The 20704-nt window shown below is 36.7% G+C and carries 24 protein-coding genes; 13 read left to right on the forward strand and 11 right to left on the reverse strand.

The genetic code is table 11. The features are described from left to right. Window positions 1–4: 4 nt before the first annotated feature. Complete coding sequence (ectA, locus tag CEF16_RS00495) at window positions 5–523, reverse strand: diaminobutyrate acetyltransferase (protein WP_281259130.1); 519 nt, start codon at window positions 521–523, stop codon at window positions 5–7. Window positions 524–1279: 756 nt separating this feature from the next. Here ectA and CEF16_RS00500 point away from each other — a divergent pair. Next, a complete protein-coding gene (locus tag CEF16_RS00500) occupies window positions 1280–2689 on the forward strand; it encodes a Glu/Leu/Phe/Val family dehydrogenase (protein WP_091586180.1) in 1410 nt (469 codons plus the stop codon). Between the two features lie 223 nt (window positions 2690–2912). On the opposite strand, the gene CEF16_RS00505 is transcribed toward CEF16_RS00500, so the two are convergent. Further along, window positions 2913–3815 carry a TIGR01777 family oxidoreductase gene (locus tag CEF16_RS00505; RefSeq protein ID WP_091586182.1) on the reverse strand — a complete coding sequence of 301 codons (903 nt, stop codon included), beginning with the start codon at window positions 3813–3815 and terminating at the stop codon, window positions 2913–2915. Between the two features lie 370 nt (window positions 3816–4185). Between CEF16_RS00505 and recX the strand changes: the two genes are divergently transcribed. Genes recX through CEF16_RS00520 form a run of 3 tightly spaced genes read left to right on the forward strand, consistent with a single transcriptional unit; the run spans window position 4186 to window position 5593 of the window. Next, a complete protein-coding gene (gene recX / locus CEF16_RS00510; protein ID WP_091586184.1) occupies window positions 4186–5022 on the forward strand; it encodes a recombination regulator RecX in 837 nt (278 codons plus the stop codon). Next, on the forward strand, window positions 5003–5311 hold the full coding sequence (locus CEF16_RS00515) for a YfhH family protein (protein ID WP_091586186.1): 309 nt from the start codon (window positions 5003–5005) through the stop codon (window positions 5309–5311). The genes recX and CEF16_RS00515 overlap by 20 nt, the downstream gene beginning before the upstream one ends. A gap of 15 nt (window positions 5312–5326) precedes the next feature. Beyond that, a complete protein-coding gene (locus CEF16_RS00520) occupies window positions 5327–5593 on the forward strand; it encodes a YfhJ family protein (protein WP_091586188.1) in 267 nt (88 codons plus the stop codon). Between the two features lie 18 nt (window positions 5594–5611). Here CEF16_RS00520 and CEF16_RS00525 read toward each other — a convergent pair whose 3' ends face one another. Beyond that, window positions 5612–6601, reverse strand: coding sequence for a metal-dependent hydrolase (locus CEF16_RS00525; RefSeq protein ID WP_091586190.1), 990 nt, complete (start codon window positions 6599–6601; stop codon window positions 5612–5614). Between the two features lie 99 nt (window positions 6602–6700). On the opposite strand from CEF16_RS00525, the gene CEF16_RS00530 reads away from it, so the two are divergent. Genes CEF16_RS00530 through CEF16_RS00540 form a run of 3 tightly spaced genes read left to right on the forward strand, consistent with a single transcriptional unit; the run spans window position 6701 to window position 8885 of the window. Next, a complete protein-coding gene (locus CEF16_RS00530) occupies window positions 6701–7027 on the forward strand; it encodes a hypothetical protein (RefSeq protein ID WP_091586192.1) in 327 nt (108 codons plus the stop codon). Between the two features lie 12 nt (window positions 7028–7039). Continuing rightward, window positions 7040–8149 carry an A/G-specific adenine glycosylase gene (mutY, locus tag CEF16_RS00535; protein ID WP_091586194.1) on the forward strand — a complete coding sequence of 370 codons (1110 nt, stop codon included), beginning with the start codon at window positions 7040–7042 and terminating at the stop codon, window positions 8147–8149. Continuing rightward, on the forward strand, window positions 8127–8885 hold the full coding sequence (locus CEF16_RS00540) for an SDR family NAD(P)-dependent oxidoreductase (protein ID WP_091586196.1): 759 nt from the start codon (window positions 8127–8129) through the stop codon (window positions 8883–8885). The genes mutY and CEF16_RS00540 overlap by 23 nt, the downstream gene beginning before the upstream one ends. 100 nt (window positions 8886–8985) lie before the next feature. Here CEF16_RS00540 and CEF16_RS00545 read toward each other — a convergent pair whose 3' ends face one another. The 5 genes from CEF16_RS00545 to CEF16_RS00565 form a co-directional block, all read right to left on the reverse strand. Next, window positions 8986–9348: a hypothetical protein gene (locus CEF16_RS00545; RefSeq protein ID WP_091586198.1), complete on the reverse strand. Its 363-nt coding sequence runs from the start codon at window positions 9346–9348 to the stop codon at window positions 8986–8988. A 252-nt stretch (window positions 9349–9600) separates the two neighbouring features. Continuing rightward, window positions 9601–9921: a hypothetical protein gene (locus tag CEF16_RS00550; RefSeq protein ID WP_091586201.1), complete on the reverse strand. Its 321-nt coding sequence runs from the start codon at window positions 9919–9921 to the stop codon at window positions 9601–9603. A gap of 68 nt (window positions 9922–9989) precedes the next feature. After that, window positions 9990–10955 carry an NADPH:quinone reductase gene (locus CEF16_RS00555; RefSeq protein ID WP_091586203.1) on the reverse strand — a complete coding sequence of 322 codons (966 nt, stop codon included), beginning with the start codon at window positions 10953–10955 and terminating at the stop codon, window positions 9990–9992. Window positions 10956–10983: 28 nt separating this feature from the next. Continuing rightward, window positions 10984–12144 carry an LL-diaminopimelate aminotransferase gene (locus CEF16_RS00560; RefSeq protein ID WP_091586205.1) on the reverse strand — a complete coding sequence of 387 codons (1161 nt, stop codon included), beginning with the start codon at window positions 12142–12144 and terminating at the stop codon, window positions 10984–10986. A gap of 201 nt (window positions 12145–12345) precedes the next feature. Next, window positions 12346–12570 (reverse strand): cytosolic protein, encoded by a 225-nt coding sequence (locus CEF16_RS00565; protein WP_091586207.1) that lies wholly within the window; start codon window positions 12568–12570, stop codon window positions 12346–12348. A gap of 96 nt (window positions 12571–12666) precedes the next feature. Between CEF16_RS00565 and fabL the strand changes: the two genes are divergently transcribed. Both fabL and CEF16_RS00575 read left to right on the forward strand, forming a co-directional pair. Next, window positions 12667–13416 carry an enoyl-[acyl-carrier-protein] reductase FabL gene (fabL, locus tag CEF16_RS00570; RefSeq protein WP_091586209.1) on the forward strand — a complete coding sequence of 250 codons (750 nt, stop codon included), beginning with the start codon at window positions 12667–12669 and terminating at the stop codon, window positions 13414–13416. A 71-nt stretch (window positions 13417–13487) separates the two neighbouring features. Then, window positions 13488–13694: a gamma-type small acid-soluble spore protein gene (locus CEF16_RS00575; RefSeq protein WP_091586211.1), complete on the forward strand. Its 207-nt coding sequence runs from the start codon at window positions 13488–13490 to the stop codon at window positions 13692–13694. A 142-nt stretch (window positions 13695–13836) separates the two neighbouring features. Here CEF16_RS00575 and CEF16_RS23500 read toward each other — a convergent pair whose 3' ends face one another. After that, window positions 13837–13998 carry a hypothetical protein gene (locus tag CEF16_RS23500; protein WP_170031450.1) on the reverse strand — a complete coding sequence of 54 codons (162 nt, stop codon included), beginning with the start codon at window positions 13996–13998 and terminating at the stop codon, window positions 13837–13839. 189 nt (window positions 13999–14187) lie between these two features. On the opposite strand from CEF16_RS23500, the gene ntdP reads away from it, so the two are divergent. Together ntdP and CEF16_RS00585 are read left to right on the forward strand one after the other, a co-directional pair. Next, window positions 14188–14715, forward strand: a complete 528-nt coding sequence (gene ntdP / locus CEF16_RS00580) for a nucleoside tri-diphosphate phosphatase (RefSeq protein WP_091586213.1) — start codon at window positions 14188–14190, stop codon at window positions 14713–14715. A gap of 12 nt (window positions 14716–14727) precedes the next feature. Then, window positions 14728–16470, forward strand: coding sequence for an ABC transporter ATP-binding protein (locus CEF16_RS00585; protein WP_091586216.1), 1743 nt, complete (start codon window positions 14728–14730; stop codon window positions 16468–16470). Window positions 16471–16584: 114 nt separating this feature from the next. Here the strand turns inward: CEF16_RS00585 and CEF16_RS00590 are convergent, their stop codons facing one another. Together CEF16_RS00590 and CEF16_RS00595 are read right to left on the reverse strand one after the other, a co-directional pair. Further along, complete coding sequence (locus CEF16_RS00590; protein WP_091586220.1) at window positions 16585–17667, reverse strand: FUSC family protein; 1083 nt, start codon at window positions 17665–17667, stop codon at window positions 16585–16587. Between the two features lie 125 nt (window positions 17668–17792). Beyond that, the gene (locus CEF16_RS00595) at window positions 17793–19091 is read right to left on the reverse strand and encodes a glutamate-1-semialdehyde 2,1-aminomutase (RefSeq protein WP_091586224.1); all 1299 of its coding nucleotides are present in this window, start codon (window positions 19089–19091) and stop codon (window positions 17793–17795) included. A gap of 149 nt (window positions 19092–19240) precedes the next feature. On the opposite strand from CEF16_RS00595, the gene bcp reads away from it, so the two are divergent. Together bcp and CEF16_RS00605 are read left to right on the forward strand one after the other, a co-directional pair. Then, on the forward strand, window positions 19241–19708 hold the full coding sequence (gene bcp, locus CEF16_RS00600; RefSeq protein WP_091586227.1) for a thioredoxin-dependent thiol peroxidase: 468 nt from the start codon (window positions 19241–19243) through the stop codon (window positions 19706–19708). An 18-nt stretch (window positions 19709–19726) separates the two neighbouring features. After that, window positions 19727–20677: a D-2-hydroxyacid dehydrogenase gene (locus CEF16_RS00605; protein WP_091586230.1), complete on the forward strand. Its 951-nt coding sequence runs from the start codon at window positions 19727–19729 to the stop codon at window positions 20675–20677. The last annotated feature ends 27 nt before the right edge of the window (window positions 20678–20704 follow it).

Below are 20704 nucleotides of genomic sequence, written 5' to 3' on the forward strand. Positions count from 1 at the left end.
AAAGTTATTTATCAAATGGACCGATACGGAATGTTAATTCAGCTTCATGTCCTTCTCCTGGAAAAAGTTCTTCTGCGAAACATTCGGAAACCTCACAAGTAGTGTTATGGGTACGGGCCAGTTTTTTAAACAGAGCCTGTGACGCCTCATTGGAAGGTGTGACAGTAGCTTCCAAATATTTCACATCATCGCAACCTGTACGTTCTACGAGTTCATTTAATAGCCGGGATGCCAGTCCTTTTCCACGCTGGGAAGAGTCTACACCGACTTGCCACACAAATACTGTGTCTTGTTTTTCCGGAGGGATGAATGCTGTGACAAAGCCAACTAATTCACCTTTTTCTTTTGCCACTACGCAAGTTTCTGCAAAAAACTCACACATCATAATGTATTTGTAGGAAGAATTCAAATCTAATGTTGAATTTTTTACAAGTTCCCACATGTCAGCTCCGTCTTCAACTGTTGGTTTTTCAAATGTTAGTGAATCAACAGTACTTACAGTACCAGTCATCTTCGTTTCCATCCTATTATCACCTTCGTTTTGATTAATAAGGACCTTAATAACCTATTCCTCCTGACTATGAAACTTAAACACTCCATACTTCTCCTCTGTGGAGAAGCAATGTGTTTCTCATTGTTCATGAATTAATAATAGGATGGACAGAATAAAAGTTCAAATGCTCTTGATAAGGATTAATAGTGCTTAGTTAGGTTTAATGGTGATGGCTGCCAGTAATACTTGCCGCGCTTACATAATGCTAGCATATAGTTGGTTATACACCGTTTTTGTCTAAGTCATTGATTTTTGGTTACAGTAAAAAATCCACAAAATCCCTGAGGTATCAGCTTTTATTGGAATTTTAGATTGTTTAAGAAAAAATCTGAAATTTTTGGATGAACAGTTTTATCAAAGCATTACATATTTTTTGGCTTTTATGTTCTATTTTTAGGAAAGCTTGTATTGGCTGGCACAAGGTACAAGAAAAACTGCGCCATTCAACGCATGGGACGTACGCGCCGTTGTCACAGGACATGGCGCTTTTATACTATGCATAGATATTTGAAAGACAGAATAAGGGCACTGTCCACTTGTTATCGCTTTACAGGTTCGTCAATCGTAAAGCTTTTGCAGGCGGCATCTTTTACATGGTGGTAAGCTGAGTTTTTCTAAAGTAAAAAGGATTTATGAAAGATTTATTGAATGGAACAAGGGTTTCAAAAAATGATGATTAGGTAATGAGGGGAGTATGCATGCAATAAGTCAAAAGGAGGAGAAATAATGGAAAGATCCCAAACAAAAAAATTAATCGAAGAAGTGGTTGCCGAATTAAAAAACCAGGATTTTTTGAAAATGGATATAACGGACAAAAAGGAACGTGAAACGGTTTTAAATTCTGCTGGAGAAATTTTAAAAACAACAGATAAAATAATAAAAAGCTACATACGGGTTTCTAGAGAAGGAGGAATGATTGAGCGTATTCCTGCTTACCGAGTTCAGCATAATAATATCAGTGGTTTTTATAAAGGCGGCATACGCTTTAGCGAAGAAGTTAGTGAGTCAGAAGTTGAAAACTTAGCTATTTTAATGACATTAAAAAATGCTTTGCATGGGCTTCCCTTTGGGGGAGCAAAAGGCGGGGTGCATGTAAATCCCCGAAACTACACGGAAAGAGAACTTAATTTAATAAGTAAAAAATATGTTCAGCGTTTTGCGCTAAATTTAGGACCAACTCAAGATATCCCAGCACCCGACTTAGGAACGAATGATAAGATCATTGATTGGATGGTTGGTGAATATAAAACAATCAATCCAGGCCAAGCTTATACAGGGTCATTCACAGGAAAAAGTGTAGAAAATAACGGTGCAACAGGACGGAGAGAATCTACTGGTATCGGGACGTTTTTAAGTTATATTTATTTATTAAATGCTTGGTTTTTGGCTAAAAAGGAAAATACAAGCATGGAATATAAAGAAAGAAGTAAACAATGGAATACACTTGAAAAACTTTATAATAAATTTAAAGAAGCAGATCCAATAGAAGTAACTGTCCAAGGTTTTGGAAACGTAGGCAGCATAGCTGCACTTGAAGCGTATAATTGTTCAGAAGTGAAACATCGAGTTACCGCTGTATCAGACCAATTTGTGACCTTAATTAATAAAGAAGGTTTAAACATTGAAAAATTAGTGGCATATACAAACAAACATAAAAGACTTCCACAAACGTCTCAGCAATTAAAAGAAGCAAATCTAGAAGCAGAAATTAATAAACCGCAAGACATATTAACACTTCACACAGATGTTTTGATATTTGCTGCTATTGAAGATCAAGTTACAAAAGAAAACATGAAAGATATAAAGGCTGATGTCCTTGTAGAAGGTGCAAATGCTCCTGTTTCTGTCGAAGCAGATTTATTTTTGCAAGAAAAAGGAAAAATCATTGTGCCCGATATTCTGGCTAATGCGGGCGGGGTGCATGTATCCTATTTAGAGTGGAAACAAAGCCGAGTAACAGAAAGCTATTCGAAAGACGAAATATTACAGGAAATGAGCAGTCAAATGAAGGAAACTCTTAAAAAAGTTTTTAATGAATATTTTACAACCAGAGAACATACGATGAGATTTACTTGTTATTCGATCGCGTTAAGACGATTAATCACCTTGTTACATCGGCATGGCAAGTTGTTTTAACAGAAGCCGTATCATATGCTTTATTATGTCAGGAAACAGGAAATGCAATGGATGCGGTGCTTGTTTGACTTCTTTATAAGATACTGGCAGGCATACTAGGCGATTTAGCACGTCAACACTTGTTTTATACGCAAAAAAAGCCGCTCTTCCTTTATTTGAGCGGCTTTTATCATCAAATGAATCATCTTGTCGGGCTGCATCACATCTCTAATTGAATCTATCTTTATTTTAGTAAATCTTCAAGAGTATCTTCTAAATACGGAAATGCAAAAGAATATCCCCAAGTTAGTGGCTGTTCAGGAATCACTTTTTGTCCTTCTAGTATGAGGATGCTCATCTCACCAAGCAAACTTTTTACAGCAAATGATGGTGCGGGGATCCAATGAGGTCTATTCATCCGTTTTGCTAATTTTTGACCAAAATGTTTCATCTGTTCTGGGTGAGGAGATGTAACGTTCATTGGTCCGCTTGCTTTATTATGTTCTATAGCAAAAACAATCATTTCAACCACATCCTTTAAATGTACCCATGAATACCATTGGTCTCCTGAACCAATCGATCCGCCAGTAAAAAATGAGTAAGGAAGCATCATTTTAGGAAGTGCTCCTTCTTTATCGTCTAGTATAAGTCCAAATCTTGCGTAAACCGTTCTTATCCCAAAGTCCTCTGCTCTTGAAGCCTCGTACTCCCATTTTTCACAAACATCCTGCAGAAAGTTACGGCCTTCTGGACCACTCTTTTCTGTAAATACTTCTGTTTTAGAAATACCATAGTATCCAACAGCCGAGGCATTAATTAAAACGTTTGGCTTTATTTCAAGTGCTTGTATGATGTGTATGACTTCACGAGTCGCATCTATGCGGCTGTTACGTATTAATTTTTTTTGGGTTTTTGTCCAGCGGCTGCTTATCGATGCTCCCGCTAAATTAACGATGGCGTCTAAAGGAGGTAGATGATTTTCAGGAGCACTTTTTTCATGAAGCCATTCAACAAATGTAATGTTTTCTTTGTTTTGTTTGTTCTTACTGTTTCTTGTTAAGATGTAAACATGATGACCATTTTTCGTAAGATATCCAGTTAAAGCGGAACCGACCATTCCAGTACCGCCTGTTACAGCAATATTCAATACATTCCCTCCTTTGTGCACTGTTAAAAAAGTATAAGTTTTTATTGATAAATGGTATAAGTAAACGTACGGTATTTAAACTTACAGGATGTACTAATGCCGCCGTTACCACAGGACGTATACATGGACTTACACGGGATGTGTTGACTTCTGCACCCGGAACAGAACGTTTGCGAACGTAGCAGGAGTCCTTAGATAACACCACGTCAGATGTGTGTTGTGTTATTAGTAGATGATCTTTTGCCTTTTTCTAGGCAGTTTCCTTGTATATGGCGACAAGCCGGGCTTTTCTTATTTTCTATAATACCTTTACCCTATATAAATAAAGTATAATCTCATATATTTCAGCTGAGTAACGAAGGGGAAACCAATGAAAATATCAAAGATAACTACTCAAAAAAATAGAAATGACCGTTTTAATATTTTTACCAATGAAAATGGTTATGAAGAATACGCGTTTAGTGTTGATGAAAATGTACTTGTGAAGTTTCAATTGAAAAAGGGAAGTATTATAACTAAATCTGAAAAAGCTGAGATTTTGCAAGCAGACCAACAAAGGAAAGCCTTTAACGATGCAATTTATTACCTCACTCATTCGATGAGAACGGAATACCAAATAAAACAGTACCTTATAAAAAAAGAATATAACGTAGGCGTCATTGAAGAGGCAATTAGAAAAATGAAAGAGTATCATTATATAGATGATGAAGAATTTGCCATGGCCTTTGTTCGGACAAAAATAAAAACAACTGATAAAGGTCCATCTATAATAAAGGAAGAACTTTTTCAGAAAGGTATTTCTTCTGAAACAGCCGAAAAGGCGCTTCTTCAATTTACTTTCCAAGCTCAACTTGAAGCTGCTCAAACATTTCTTCAAAAGAAAGGGAAACAAAAACAAAATGAATCTGCTTCAAATATGAAAAAACGTCTTCTTAATCGTTTGATTCAAAAAGGGTATTCCTTAGAAACAGCATTACAAGCTTGGGAAAACGAACATCTAGAAGTTTCTCAAGAAGAAGAGCTTAAAGCTTTATGGATGCAAGGAGAAAAAGCAAAGAAAAAGTTGAAAAACAAGCATACCGGTAAAAATTTGGAGTTGAAAATCAAAGAATTTTTGTACCGTAAAGGTTTTCCGATACATTTAATTGATAACTACTTACAAGAAACAGATTTATTGGAGGATGAAAATGGTGGAAAAAAGATATAGTCAAATGAACGAAAAAGAATTAAGAGATGAAATAGCACATTTAAACGAAAAAGCAAAAAAAGCAGAGCAAATGGGAATGGTAAATGAATTTGCTGTCTTGGAGAGAAAACGAGTGATGGCAGAAGCTTATTTAATAGACCCCGACGATTTTATGACGGGGCAGCGTTATGCTATAAAGCAGGAAGGCGGCACTTTTTTCATCAAGTATTTTAATGGAGTATTTGCATGGGGATATCGGAATGGATCTGAAGAGCTTGAAGCACTACCTATTTCTTTATTAGAAGATTAATCAAGGGGCAATAAAGTGGAAGACCTATTTCAACGGCTAACAAAAAAGTTATTAGATAACAATTCAAATTTATCAGCGGGACAAGCTAGAACTTGGATTGAACGTCTTTGGGAAGATTTTGAAGTGATAAGAGCAAAATCTGGCAGGCAGTATGAAGGAAGTGCCGTAACAGAAACAATAGTTACAAAATGGATTGAACAATACGGGGCTCACTCACACAAGTATGAAGCGACAAATATGAAATTTAACAAACTAAATAAAGAAGATCATTTCAAGCATTAAAAAAGGGAAAATACTATTTTACTTAAATAGCTTTTCCCCTTGCTTTAATTTTTTTTCTAACGTTTCGTCACTGTAAATCCAGCCTGTGTAGGAGGTATAGATACTTAAATCCTTTTTTAGCCGTACAACAGCAACAAAAGGATAATAGCCTTTACTTCGATAACGAAGGTCAATAAATTTGACTTCCCAGCCATTATCTATTTCGGTTACTATCCAACGGTAAGTGGGTGAAAAAGAAAGGAAAGCTTCCAGGTTCCGATCGTTACGCGCTGCGTTAATAATCTTATCGTCAGGAATGGGTTCAAATGGATAACTTTCAAAGTATTGAAGTTTCCCGTTTCGAGATTCCGTTACATGGAGCCGTTCTTTTGTTCGAATGACCAAGTGCCACTTATTCCAGTTAAAAGTTGGGGAAATGAAAAAATGAGTAGCTCCTGGATGGAACTGGGCTGCACGTTTAAGTACTTTATTGCGTGCCATAAACCTCCACACATAATAAAGAAACAGGCAAAAGTATAGCAATAGAAACGTTATTCCCGGCGGTGCCCCGTAACGCCATAGGATAAACCCAAAAATATGAACTAGAAAGATCAACGGATCGAATATATTAATAACGCCTAATGCAATCCAGCGTCTAGTAAACGGTGATAATGCCTGGGTTCCATAAGCATTAAAAATATCAACAAATACATGTAGAAAAACGGCGATAAAAGTCCATATCCACAAATGGAAGAAGGAGATTTCAGGAGAAACGGCATAAACACTTCCGGATACAATTAGCGGCCACAGGAGGACGGCTGGAATCGAATGAGTCGGCCCGCGATGATATTTAATGTAAACTGCATTGTTTCTTAGCTTAAGTATGGTATCAAAGTCGGGTGCTTGTGAACCGATAATCGTTGCAGCCATTACCGTCTGAAAGGCCGCAGGATTTTCAGCCACTATGGGGTCGAGAACAGCTAGACCTCCAAGCCCGATACCCATCACTGCATGTGTTGCGGTATCCATTGCCATAGTCCTCCTCTCTCTTATGTAGAAATCGTTCGTTAGGCAGACCTTATTTTAGTTATACCCTATTATAAGGGTTGTAAAAAGGGGTTGAGATGAATGGATGAAAATCTTCATATTTTTATGGAATATAAAATAATACCCGAGGAAGAACAGAATTACACTAGAATTATGGAAGAGATAGCTGAAGTACTTCCAAATTATGAAGTTGAAAACTTCCAGTGGTTTTCCGCTGCTGACCAACAAGGTTTATTTGTCGAAATGTTTGAAGTTCCGACACTGTCTCACTATCATACCTTAAGAAAGTGGCGCTGTTCAAAGGATCATCATATATTTGGAAAATTAGATGATTGTGTAGAAGGCGGAATCAAGAAAATACATTGCTGGGCTTTCAAAGCGAAAACAGACCAGCTTAAATTACGTTAATGGAGGGACATCATGGAGCCGCATCTTCAGAAAATAGATATAAAGGAATTTCAACATGATTTAATAGACTGGTATAACCACCATAAGCGGGAGCTTCCGTGGAGGAAAAATCAGGACCCCTACCGTGTTTGGGTGTCTGAGATTATGCTGCAGCAGACCAAAGTAGATACAGTCATTCCGTATTTTAATCGGTTTATGGAATGGTTCCCTACACCAGAAGCGTTAGCAGAAGCCAAGGAAGAGAAGGTAATGAAAGCTTGGGAAGGGTTAGGATATTATTCAAGAGTTCGTAATTTGCAAACAGCCGTAAAAGAAGTAGTCGAAGAATACGGAGGTAACGTTCCTTCTTCTAAAAAAGAGTTTTCGTCTTTAAAAGGTGTAGGTCCTTATACGGCTGGTGCTGTGTTAAGTATAGCTTATGAAAAGCCTGAGCCAGCAGTAGACGGGAACGTCATGAGAGTTTTTTCGAGAATTCTTCTTATAAAAGAAGACATCGGCAAAGCAAAAACACGAAGGTTGTTTGAATCCTTTATTCCTAAATTCTTAGAAGGTGTTAAACCATCTGAATTTAACCAAGCGCTCATGGAGCTAGGAGCTTTAGTTTGCACACCCAAGTCACCTGGATGCTTACTATGTCCAGTACAAAAACACTGTGCTGCAAGGGCAGAAGGTATTCAAGATGAACTGCCTGTCAAAGAAAAAAAGAAAGCACCAGCAGCAAAAGAAATGGCAGCGGTTGTATTGAAAAATAAAAAAAGCCAGACCTTATTTCATCAACGTGGAGAAAAAGGTTTATTAGCTCGTTTATGGGAATATCCAAATGTAGAGGTCCCTGCTGGTGTTTCTCCAGAGGAAACAGTACAGACATATTTGAAAGAAAGCTTCGGTATAGAAGCTGACATAGGACCGAAAGTACAAAAAGTACAGCATGTATTTTCGCACTTGGTTTGGAACATCACTGTGTATGAAGCTGTAGTATTAGAATTTCCTGAGAACATACAAGATTGTAAGTGGCTTGATCCATTAGAAACAGAAGGGCTTGCCTTTCCAGTTTCTCATCAAAAAATATTAAAAGCACAAAAAGAAAGAGGGAATCAATATGGAGCTGGATTTAAAAAATAAGAAAGTTCTAGTTACTGGCGGATCGAAAGGCATCGGTAAAGGTATTGCTGCTTCTTTTATTCAAGAAGGAGCAATCGTAGGTATTGTGGCCCGTTCGAAAGAAGGGTTAAAAAGGGTAAAGGATAATTTAAAGAATGTTTATACGATAAAAGCTGATTTACTGTATGAAAAGGAGAGAAAAAGAGCGTTTAAAGAATTTGTAGATAAATTTTCAGTGGTAGACATTCTTGTTAACAATGTAGGGGGAAGCAGTGGGGGGAAAGTTGAAGATACAACTATGGCAGATTTTGAAAAAGCAATGAATTTAAACTACTTTTCTGCTGTACATTTTAGCAAGATGGCTTTTTCAGTTATGAAAGAAAACCAGTCAGGAAGTATCGTTAATATTTCTTCTATATTTGGAAGAGAATCAGGTGGAAAACCTACATATAATAATTCTAAGGCTGCATTAATTAGTTTTACGAAAGCATTTGCTGACGAAGCTATTAAAGAAGGAATAAGAGTGAACTCTGTAGCTCCAGGTGCCATTCTGCATCCTAGCGGCAATTGGCAGAAACGTCTCGAGGATAACCCAAAAAAGATTAATGAATTTGTTCAAAGGGAAATTCCAGCTGGCCGGTTTGGGACAGTAGAAGAAGTAGCTAATGTCGTAACATTTCTTGCATCAGACAAAGCTTCATGGGTAACAGGAGCAAGTGTAAACGTAGACGGCGGCCAATCTAAGATGAATATGTAGAAGAAATATAATTTATTCATACATGTATTTTCCTTATTTGGCAGCACCGCAGATGGTAAAAAAAGAAAAAGGGATGTATAAGGGCAGCGAAAGCAATCTATTAATGTTTATTGTTTCTCATATTCCTTTTTGGCTCATGGTTTTGCATGTGCAGTTCCTTAATTTGTTTTTTTGTTTCTGGTGTGCCGAGTTCGTATAACATATCAAAAATTTTATCCATGCCATGCTGGTATTCATGTTGATCCGTTTCTGTCATGGATTCATCAAAATGCCGAAACGAAAAAAGATTTCGAATTTCCATATCATGGTCTTGTGTTTCATTTAATAGAGTATCCAATTGTTCTAACTCTTCTGGAGTAGCTTCAATTTCGTATTGGATAAGGGTGCTGTCTGGTATTTTTACTGGGCTTACATCATCCATGCTGATAGGGTTTAAATTTACGTAATATTTTTGTTTACTCATTTTGTGGCCTCCTTATCAGTTATTTAATATTTTGCGTCTCCTTACATTTTTTATACTTTAAGGAAGTTTAAATTTGCTAAAGGATCAAAGTATAAGTAAAACTTAGACTTTCGCCATAAGGATTTAGCGATAAGCCGAATTTTTTTAATACATTAAAAGCCGGTCCTTTTTAGAAAAGACCGGCTTTTTTACAATAGCTGTATTGGTAAAAAATAGAAAAAACATTGACAAACGGATTTTTTCATTAATGTACTACAAGGAATCAATGCCGAGTTCTTCAAATAATTCTCTTGTTGCTGGCGTTCCAAGCTCATAGATCTTTTGATAAAGTTCTTTCATTTCTGTTTGCATTTCATTTTTTGCATGATCTGCTTTGGATTCATCATGGACTCGAGCTAATATTTGACCTCCGCTTAGATCTTCTTTTTGTACAGCATTCATTTTTTTCTCTAATGTTTGTTTTTCTTTTAGAGTGGCATTTATTTCGTATTGAATCGTATTTTCACTCGTTTTGACCTCAGAAATCCCCATAATAGAGGGTTCTAATTGTACGTAATAGGTATTGCGCTCCATCGAATCTCTCCTTTTTCTTTTTGGAGACGTTATACCCTGTACAGGAATAAATTACACTGAAATAAAAATCAACCAATTTGTAATACTATGGTTCCATTAAATGTATTAGCTTCAAGCGCTTTATGAGCCTTTACAGCTTCTTCTAATTTGAAGGATGTTGCAAGGTGAGGCTTAAGACTGCCATTTGTCAGAGAATCATTTATTTCAGCAGCTGCATACTGCAGGGCATCGACTGAAGCGGTGAATAATAATACACCTAATAAAGACGCATGTTTTTGATTTAGTAAACGCCAAGGAAGCTCAGGTGCGTTATTTTTTGGAGAGCCTATTGCTACTATCCTTCCACCTGTTTTCAACAGATTAAAATCACTTTCCATGTTTTCACTTAAAGACATATCTAAAATGACATCGACACCTTCATTGTTTGTTGCAGCCAGCACTTTATCTTCAAGGTTTTCGTTTTTGTAATTAATAACGTGATGAGCTCCTGCTTTCTTCGCTATATTTTCTTTTACCTCCGAGCTGGCTGTGGCAAGTACCGTGGCCCCAGTTTTAACGGCTAATTGCACTGCTGCGTTTCCAACTGCGCCTGAAGCACCGTAAATCAATACATTTTCTCTTTGTTTCAAATGAGCTCTATTATATAAAGATAAATGAGCGGTAAGTACTGGAATTCCTAAAGTGGCTCCTTCTTCAAAGCTTATATTATCGGGTAATCGATAGACATAATCAACAGAAGCTGTTACAAATTCAGCCGCTGTCCCTTTTATGTTTGTCGCCCAAACTCTGTCTCCAATTTCCAAGGATTGAACATTAGACCCAACTTCTGCTACAACTCCCGCTAAATCAAAATGGGGAATATGAGGAAAGGACGGAACTTCCCTGATTCCTTTCCGAAAATAAGTATCAACAGGGTTTATTCCGCTTGCTTTTACTTCTACTAATATATCATCTGGTTTTGGTGAAGGTTTTTTCATAGATGTAGTTTCTAACACTTCTGGACCTCCGTATTGATTAAAAACAACAGCTTTCATTGTTTCAGCCTCCTTAGTAAATATAATCTTAGTACTTATTTATAAGCGCAGTTAGTTTTTCGCCTGCTTTTTTTAGTAAATCTTCTTCTTGTACCAGAGCAATACGAACATACCCTTCACCGCCAGCTCCAAAAGCATTTCCAGGGGTTACAACTACGCCATATTCTAAAGCTTCCAATGAAAAAGACAAAGATGTACACGGAGCAGGGACTTTTGCCCAGATAAACATCCCCCCATCAGGAATGCGTACTTGCCAGCCTTTTTTATGCAATACGTTAATAAAGACATCACGCCGCTTTTTATACACTCTCCGGTGATGTTCTAAATAAGAAAGTTCATTGGTTAAAGCATAGGCAGCTGCTTTTTGAACAGGCTGAAAAACACCGTAATCTATATTTGATTTTATATCAGCCAAAGGCTTTAAATAAGATGGAAAGCCTATTAAGTATCCTATCCGTGCACCGGCCATGTTGAAACTTTTTGATAAAGAATTAAATTCGACTGCAATTTTTTTAGCTTCAGGGATATGAAATATGCTTAAAGGATTTTGATTGGAAAAAATGAGTTCTGCATACGCAAAATCGTGGACAATTAAAATGTTATGTTCTAATCCAAAGGATACTGCTTGTTTAAAATAGTTTAAATCGGCCACGGCTGCAGTCGGGTTACCTGGATAATTTAGAATCATCATTTTTGCTTTTTTTACTATCTCTATTGGAATATGGTCAAAGTCAGGCATGAAATTATTTTCTTCATGTACGGGAACCGTATATAATTGGGCATCTGCCAGGGAAGTGCATGCAGAATAGATAGGATAACCCGGATCAGGAGCTATAATGTAATCACCAGGGTCTAAATAAGCCAGTGCCAAATGGGCAAGGCCATCTTGGGAACCCATAAGCTGCAAAACTTCTTCTGGATTTAAATTGATATCAAATCGATGATTATAGTAGTGAACAACAGCTTCTTGAAACTCCTTTGTTCCTTTTAGAGAATATCCATACTGATCTTCCTTTTTTACTTCTTTGGAAAGAATAGACCGTACAGATTCTGGTGGTGGAAGATCTGGACTCCCGATACTTAAATCGATCATATTTTCGCCAGCTTGTATTTTTTTATTTTTCTTCTCTGCCAACTCTGTGAAAACACTTGAAGAAAGCGTGTTCATTCGCTGTGCTGGTTGTATCATGAATAGACCATCCTTTCTATACTTATTATAAAGGATAAAATATGTTTTATGGGTACATGAGATAACAATTATTAACATGAAATTCCTGCTCTAACTCATATATCATGAAAGACGTGGCAGGCGTACGGATTGCTTCCTAACAGTAAAACAAAAAAACTGTCCCTCTAAGTTGATTTTGGGACAGTTTCTGCATAGTTGATTTTATTCAGGATGAATGGTTGAACCACGTTCCAAGCTTGCTTCATTAAGGTGAAACGAATGCCTATTTTTTATTTCTTCCATTATCTCTCGATAAATCATGCCGCCTTCAGAGTTTAGATATGGAAGTATTTGCTGAAAGCTTTCGTGAAAATGAGCAAGTTCTTTATCAGTCCAGTTCTTTTTGGAAGTCATGACTAATTCAGAGAAATCACGCCCAACATACATGTAACCTCACCTCTTTTTAACGTTATTTTATCTGTAAGGAGGAAACCTTATACGTTATAATATTTGAAGATTGTCTAAAGGTATAGGAGGAAAAGAATGGAGAATAAAGTAGCCCTTGTCACTGGCAGCAGCAGAGGAATAGGAAAACAAATAGCTTTAAAATTAGCTGAAAAAGGATATAATATCGTCGTCAACTATGCTCGAAGTAAAACAAAAGCGATGGAAACTGCTGATGAAATTGAATCATTAGGAGTAAAAGCAGCCATTGTGAAAGCGAATGTAGGAAAAACGGAAAAAATCAAAGAATTGTTTTCGACAGTGAATGATACATTTGGTCGTTTAGATGTGTTTGTAAATAATGCAGCTTCTGGAGTATTAAGACCAGCAATGGAATTAGAAGAAAATCATTGGGATTGGACGATGAACATTAATAGTAAAGCATTATTGTTCTGTGCTCAGGAAGCGGCTAAATTAATGGAAAAAAATAATGGTGGTAACATTGTAAGTTTGAGTTCCTTAGGTTCCCAGCGCTATTTAAAAAATTATACAGCCGTTGGAGTTTCAAAAGCAGCCGTTGAAGCACTAACACGATATTTGGCAGTGGAACTTTCTGAGAAAGGTATTGTGGTTAATGCTGTATCTGGCGGGGCGGTAAATACTGAAGCACTCACGCATTTTCCTAACCGCGATGAGTTATTAGAAGAAGCAAAGAAAAAAACTCCTGCCGGTCGAATGGTAGAGATGACCGATTTAGTAAACGGGGTTATGTTTTTAATTTCAGATGAAGCTTCGATGATTCGGGGGCAGACTATCGTTATTGATGGAGGAATTTCTCTTTTAACTTAAAAAATTTTTCATTTCTTTATGGATAAATTCTGTCTTTAAGGGGCAAGTTAATCCATGTGGAGGTGAATAAGATGGATAGAAATCAAAACCAACAACAAAACGCTTCACAAACTAACGCACAAAAAGTTCGCCAGCAAAACGCAGCAGCTGCTAGAAATCAAAGCCAGCAGACTGAATTTGCAAGCGAAACGGATGCACAGCAAGTAAGACAACAAAATCAACAGTCTCAACAAAAGAAACAACAGAATCAACAACAGCCAAACCAACGTCAGCAATAACTAGAACAAAAAAGGGCTCTTTGGAAGGGTTGCTTCCGAAGAGCTCTTTTTTTAAGCTTCTTTATACATTTAAAGGAATAAAAGTATAAGTGAAACTACGACTTCCGCCATAAGGATTCGGCGGCAAATCGAGTTTTTCTAATTAAAACATTGGGAAAACATATTGTACTAAAAACCATAAGAATCCAAAAAAGATAAGGACGTATGCAAAATATTTTATAAAGGTGGCTGCTACATTAGATTTATCTTCTTTTTTCTCTATATGTCTTTCTTCATATTCATGATCCGGAGTTTTTCTAGACATGACACTTCCTCCCCGTTTTTAATTTATTGAACTTTTCCCTCCCTTCTTTTTTCATAAACATGTTCAAATTTCAGAAGAAAGCCTGATAATATTTTTGGAGAAGAAGCAATTTTTTAGTTTAGTTTTCTTTATAGTAAACAAGATGTATAATACATAAGATAGAGAATAGAAAAGAGGAAGGAGAAGGGCATGGAATTCCCGGAAACCGGAAGAATAATCGAAATTCAAAGCTATAAGCATGACGGAACTCTTCACCGTATCTGGGAGGAAACCCTGATCTTACAAGGTACATCCAAAGAAGTGGTTGGCGGTAATGATCGAATCCTTGTTCATGAATCCGATGGAAGGACATGGAGGACTAGAGAACCAGCAATTTGCTATTTTCATAGAGAAAAGTGGTTTAACGTTATTGGAATGGTTCGAGCCGACGGAATTCATTATTATTGTAACTTAGGTACTCCTTTTGTGTGGGATGAAGAAGCTTTGAAATATATAGATTATGACTTAGATATTAAAGTTTTTCCTGACATGACATATCATTTACTAGATGAAGATGAATTCAAAAAACATAAAGAAGAAATGAATTATCCAGAAAAAATTAATCTGCAAATTTCTAAGTCTGTAGAAGAACTTCAGAGCTGGATTTATCAAAGAAAGGGGCCGTTTGATCCCCAGTTTGTGGAACAATGGTATGAACGCTATTTGTTTTTTCGTTGATAGAGGTGAATAATGGGTAGTATTAAAAGATATTTGCAATTTGTAAAGCCGTATAAAAAAGTTATTTTTATTACGATTATCATTGGAGTATTAAAATTTGGAATTCCGCTTTTAACTCCACTGATCTTAGCCTATGTCATAGACGACATAATTCTAGCAGAAACGATAGCAACCGATGAAAAATTAAATACGTTATTTTGGCTTGTTGGAGGGACAATTCTAGCTTTTCTTGTTTTAAGACCCCCGATTGAATATTATCGGCAATATTTTGCTCAATGGACAGGCAGCAAGGTTTTATATGACATAAGAGATCAATTGTTTGCTCATATTCAAAAATTAAGCTTGCGGTTTTATTCTAATCGAAAAGCCGGCGAGATCATTTCCCGGGTAATACATGATGTCGAACAAACAAAAAATTTCGTTATCACTGGTTTAATGAACATTTGGCTTGATATGGTAACGATTGTTATCGCAGTAATAATTATGTTAACGATCAATAGCTGGTTAACATTAGTTGCGCTTGCATTATTTCCTTTGTATGTTTTTTCGATCAAATATTTTTACTCGAGACTGCGTGATTTAACTAAAGTCCGCTCACAAGCATTAGCAGATGTACAAGGCCACTTGCATGAACGGGTTCAAGGGATGAATGTAATTCGAAGCTTTGCGCTAGAAGAATATGAGCAAGAGCAATTTGGAAAAAGAAACATTCATTTTCTTAATAAAGCGATTGATCATACAAAATGGAATGCAAAGACTTTCGCCGTTGTAAATACAATTACTGACATTGCTCCATTAATTGTTATACTAGCTGCAGGTTACTTTGTGTTAACATCAGGGCTTGAGGTCGGTGAGATGGTAGCATTTGTTTCATACATGGAGCGTTTGTACAACCCATTAAGAAGGTTGGTCAATTCTTCGACAACATTAACGCAATCCATAGCTTCAATGGATCGTGTTTTTGAATTTGTAGATGAAAAATACGATATCCAGGATAAAAATACTGCTATCCCGCTTGAGCATACAAGCGGAGCTATAGAATTTAACAATGTTACATTTCAATATGAAGAAGATAGTGAAATAGTATTAAAGAATATTGATCTATCCGTAACAGCTGGAGAAACAATTGCTTTGGTTGGGATGAGCGGTGGCGGGAAAAGTACATTAGTCAGTCTTATTCCAAGGTTTTACGATGTCAGTTCTGGTGCGGTAAAACTAGATGGAATAGATATTCGTGATTATGAAGTACGAACCCTTAGAGACAAAATTGGGATGGTTCTGCAAGATAATATTTTATTTAGTGATTCTGTAAAAATGAATATATTAATGGGCAACCCTCATGCAACCCATCAAGAAGTAGTGGAAGCAGCCAAAGCAGCAAACGCAGATGGGTTTATCAATGAACTGCCAAATGGTTATGACACCCCGGTAGGAGAGCGCGGAGTGAAATTGTCTGGAGGTCAAAAACAAAGAATTGCAATTGCCAGGGTATTTTTAAAAAATCCGCCGATTTTGATTTTTGACGAGGCTACCTCGGCTCTAGATTTGGAAAGTGAGCATCTTATCCAAGAAGCAATGCAAAACCTGGCTAAAAATAGAACAACATTTATTGTGGCTCACCGACTTTCAACGATCACGCACGCCGACCGGATTATTGTAATAGAAAATGGTACAGTTGTTGAATCAGGTAATCACTCTCAATTAATGCAGCATGAAGGTTCTTATCGGAAGCTGTTTGAAGTACAAAACGTTTAGGTTGAATAAGGAGGCAGTGTGAATTTAATCGACTGCCTCCTTTATATATAACTTAAAAGCATAAGACAATATCCGCCAATACATAGACAGCAAGTGCTTCTAATAACGAGTTTATTACTCTGTTCTTTTTTCGATATCTACGTTATTATCAGATTTATGATAGCTGAAAAAGCTTTCTACCAGAGTGTCTAAATGTTCTAGCTGCTCATTGTATTCAATAATGTGAGATACCACAGGAAGAATGTGAAGCCATTCTTCACGATCAATTTCTTTATGATCATATAAATCCATAAATAAATCTGTTAAAGACTCTCTTCCTTCATCCACTTCTTCGGCCATCTCTTCAGTTAAGTGTATATTTACTTTTCCTACATATCGAAGCAAAATTCTATCGTGGTAATCAGTCAGGTAATCTAGCTGTTGTTTAATTAATTTCTGCATGCGGTCTGGCATATGTTGAATTTCATTTTCATAACGATCAAACGTTTTAAGAATGACAAATGATTTTTTTAACGTTACAATCATTTGTTTAAAAACAACGAGTTTGCGTCCTTTGCTTAATTTGTTTTTAAGAAAATAATTACGCTCTTCTTTATAAAGCAGGAACAAATTGTCTAATTTAATGATCGATTCATTTATTAGCGGGATATCTTTTTTAAGTGATTGCTGGTTTGTCTCATGTCTAGTAATAAGTCTGATCCAGCGGATGACTTCTTCTGTAAGATCAGAAATTTTATAATATAATTTTGTTTCGTGTTTCGGGGGTAAAAATATAAGGTTAACAATAAATGCTGCAAAAACCCCAAGCATTATTAATGAAAATCGTTCAAATGCAAAAAATAAAAATCCTTCTTGCGGGTTGCCCATAATAATTATAATTGTAACGAGAGCTAGCGATATAGCAGATGATTCAAGCTTTAATCTTAAAATAATTACAATAGCAAGTATAACTGCTGTTCCTATGATAACTGGATCGTGACCGAACGTTACTGCAAATAAAATAGCGATAGCAGCACCGATAACATTTGCTTGAATCTGTTCGAGTATAGTTTGGTACGTTTTAAAAATAGAGGGTTGTATTGCAAAAGTAGCTGAAATTGCCGCGAAAAACGAGGGTTCAAGGCCTGCCCACGCAGCAGCATACATAGCTAAAACAATGGAAAGGCCAGTTTTGAAAATTCTTGCCCCGAGTTTCATGAAAACGTTCGATTCCTTTCTTTCCCAGCGGTAGAATCCGACAGGTTTTTGATGTCATTTACATGCAAGGTCGATTACTGTTTCTTTATATTTCCACGAAAGGAAATGAGTATCCATAAAAAACTTCACTGTTCTTTTTCTATTTCATCAAACGCTTTTTCTGCTGCTTTTAGCGTTTCTTCAATGTCTTTTTCCTCATGAGCCGTAGTGATAAACCAGGCTTCGTATTTTGATGGAGCTAAATTGATTCCCTGATTTAACATTTTTTTGAAAAACTTGCTAAAGAGTACATCGTTACTGTTATCTGCATCATCATAGTTTTGTACTTTTTGTGAAGTAAAGTAAAGAGTTAAAGCGCCTTTTAAGCGATTGACAGTAGCTGGAACCGTATGATTTTTAATAATGTTATTTAAACCGTCTTCTAAACGAGAACCTAAGTAATCTAATTTTTCATATACTCCCTCTTCTTGCAGGACTTCTAAGCAAGCAATCCCAGCGCTGATGGAAGCTGGGTTCCCTGACATCGTACCTGCTTGATAAGCTGGTCCAAGAGGAGCTACGTTTTCCATAATATCGATTCTTCCTCCATAAGCTCCAATAGGCAGGCCGCCTCCGATGATTTTTCCCATAGCTGTCATATCAGGGGTTACACCTAGCAAATTTTGCGCTCCCCCATACATAAATCGAAAAGCTGTAATCACTTCATCGTAAATAACCAGTGACCCTGCATTATGAGCCAGCTGATTAACAGTCTCTAAAAATCCAGGAACTGGTTCGACAATTCCAAAATTGCCTACAATCGGCTCAACTAAAACGGCTGCTACTTCATTACCCCATTTATCTAAGGCTTTTTTTAAGTTTTCGGGATCATTAAATGGAACGGTGATAACTTCCTCTGCAATATTTTTTGTCACCCCGGCAGAATCAGGAGATCCAAGCGTTGATGGGCCTGAGCCAGCAGCTACTAAAACAAGATCAGAATGGCCATGGTAACAGCCTGCAAATTTAATCACTTTAGTACGGCCAGTGTAAGCTCTCGCCACGCGGATCGTTGTCATAACTGCTTCTGTTCCTGAATTAACAAAACGCACTTTTTCTAAAGAAGGAATCGAGTTTTTTAACATCATAGCAAATTGGCTTTCAAGTTTTGTAGGGGTTCCATATAAAGTTCCATTATGGGCTGCATTCGTAATTGCACGGGTGATGTGGGGATGAGCATGGCCGGTTATTATAGGACCGTAAGCTCCTAAATAATCTATGTATTTATTCCCGTCCACGTCGTAAAAGTATGCTCCCTCTCCTTTTTCCATAAATATAGGCGTTCCGCCGCCCACACCTTTAAAAGAGCGTGAAGGACTATTAACTCCTCCAACAATATGTTCACACGCTTCTTTATATAATGCTTCTGAATGAGTTTTTTCCAATTTAAGCTCCTCCTTTGAAAAATCCTTTTTCATTGTACCATTTAAGCATAATTTTGATGGTAGATAAAAGATATATTCAGTTTATTTGTTAAATAGATAAAATGAAGGTACGCTTATATATACATAATAATATAGAAAGGATGAAAAAAATGTCTGTAACAATTGGAAACAAAGCACCTGATTTTACTCTGCAGGCCAGTAATGGGGAGGAAGTTAGTCTTTCTGATTATAGAGGTCAAAACATTGTGCTTTATTTTTATCCAAAAGACATGACTCCTGGCTGCACTACTGAAGCTTGTGACTTTCGGGATTATGTTGAAGAATTTGAGGGGACAAATACAGTTATTCTTGGTGTAAGCCCTGACCCAATCAAAAAACATCAAAAATTTATTGATAAACACGGGTTACCGTTTTTACTGCTTGCTGATGAAGATAAAAAAGTGGCAGCAGCATATGATGTATGGCAGTTAAAGAAAAATTTCGGGAAAGAATACATGGGAATCGTACGATCTACTTTTATTATTGATAAAGGTGGAAAGCTGGTTAAGGAATGGAGGAAAGTCAAAGTAAAGGATCATGTGAAAGAAGCGCTGAATTACATCAAAGAAAATTTATAAAAAAGGGGCAGACTTATAGTGTCCATACTTTCTACTTCAATGCTGACAGCTGATTTACGAAAGGAATTAGAAACTAATTTTACAAAGGAAAGCTTTAAGTTTTGCTCAAGTATAGACGAAGCAAAACCTTACTTAAAAGACGCAGAAATTTTAATTACACTCGGTGAGGATTTAACCGCACAAGACATTGAAGAAGCAAAAACGTTAAAATGGATAATGATTATATCGGCTGGGATGGATTTAATGCCTTTTGAGGCTATTCATGACAAAGGAATTTTAGTAACGAACGCTAAAGGAATTCATAAAAAACCAATGGCTGAATATACCATGTCTATGATCCTTCAGTATGCTAGAAAATCGGATGTTTTAAAAGAACAGGAAAGAATGAAACATTGGAATCGAAAAGTGGAGATGACAGAAATTAATCAGCAATCGATTGGAGTTTTGGGAGCCGGAGCAATCGGACAAGAGATAGCCAGGCTATCAAAAGCTTTCGGCCTCCAAACAATCGGTTTAAATAAGAATGGATTACAGGTTGATTATATTGATAAAACTGTGACGAAAAATAATTTAGACTTTCTACTAAAAAAAGTTGATTACGTCGTTTCTGTCCTTCCTGCTACTCGAGAAACACACCATTTTATTAGCCAAAAGGCATTTAAAACAATGAAAAAAGACGCTGTTTTTATAAATATAGGCAGGGGACAAACACTTAATGAAGAAGCACTTATAAATGCCTTACATAATGGTGAAATTGCTCATGCCATATTAGATGTGTTTGACCAGGAACCATTACCAGAAGATCATCCGTTTTGGGAGATGGATAACGTAACCGTCACTCCTCACATTTCAGGCATTTCAAGTTATTACCTTCCGCGTGCAATGGATATTTTTAAGCAAAATTTAAAGATTTATCGGAAAGGAGACAATCGTTTTATAAATCAGATAGACGTAAAACGCGGCTATTAATATGGGGAAATAAATGCTGTGCAAAAA

Origin of the sequence: Alteribacillus bidgolensis (assembly GCF_002886255.1) — a bacterium.
Taxonomy (GTDB): domain Bacteria; phylum Bacillota; class Bacilli; order Bacillales; family Marinococcaceae; genus Alteribacillus; species Alteribacillus bidgolensis.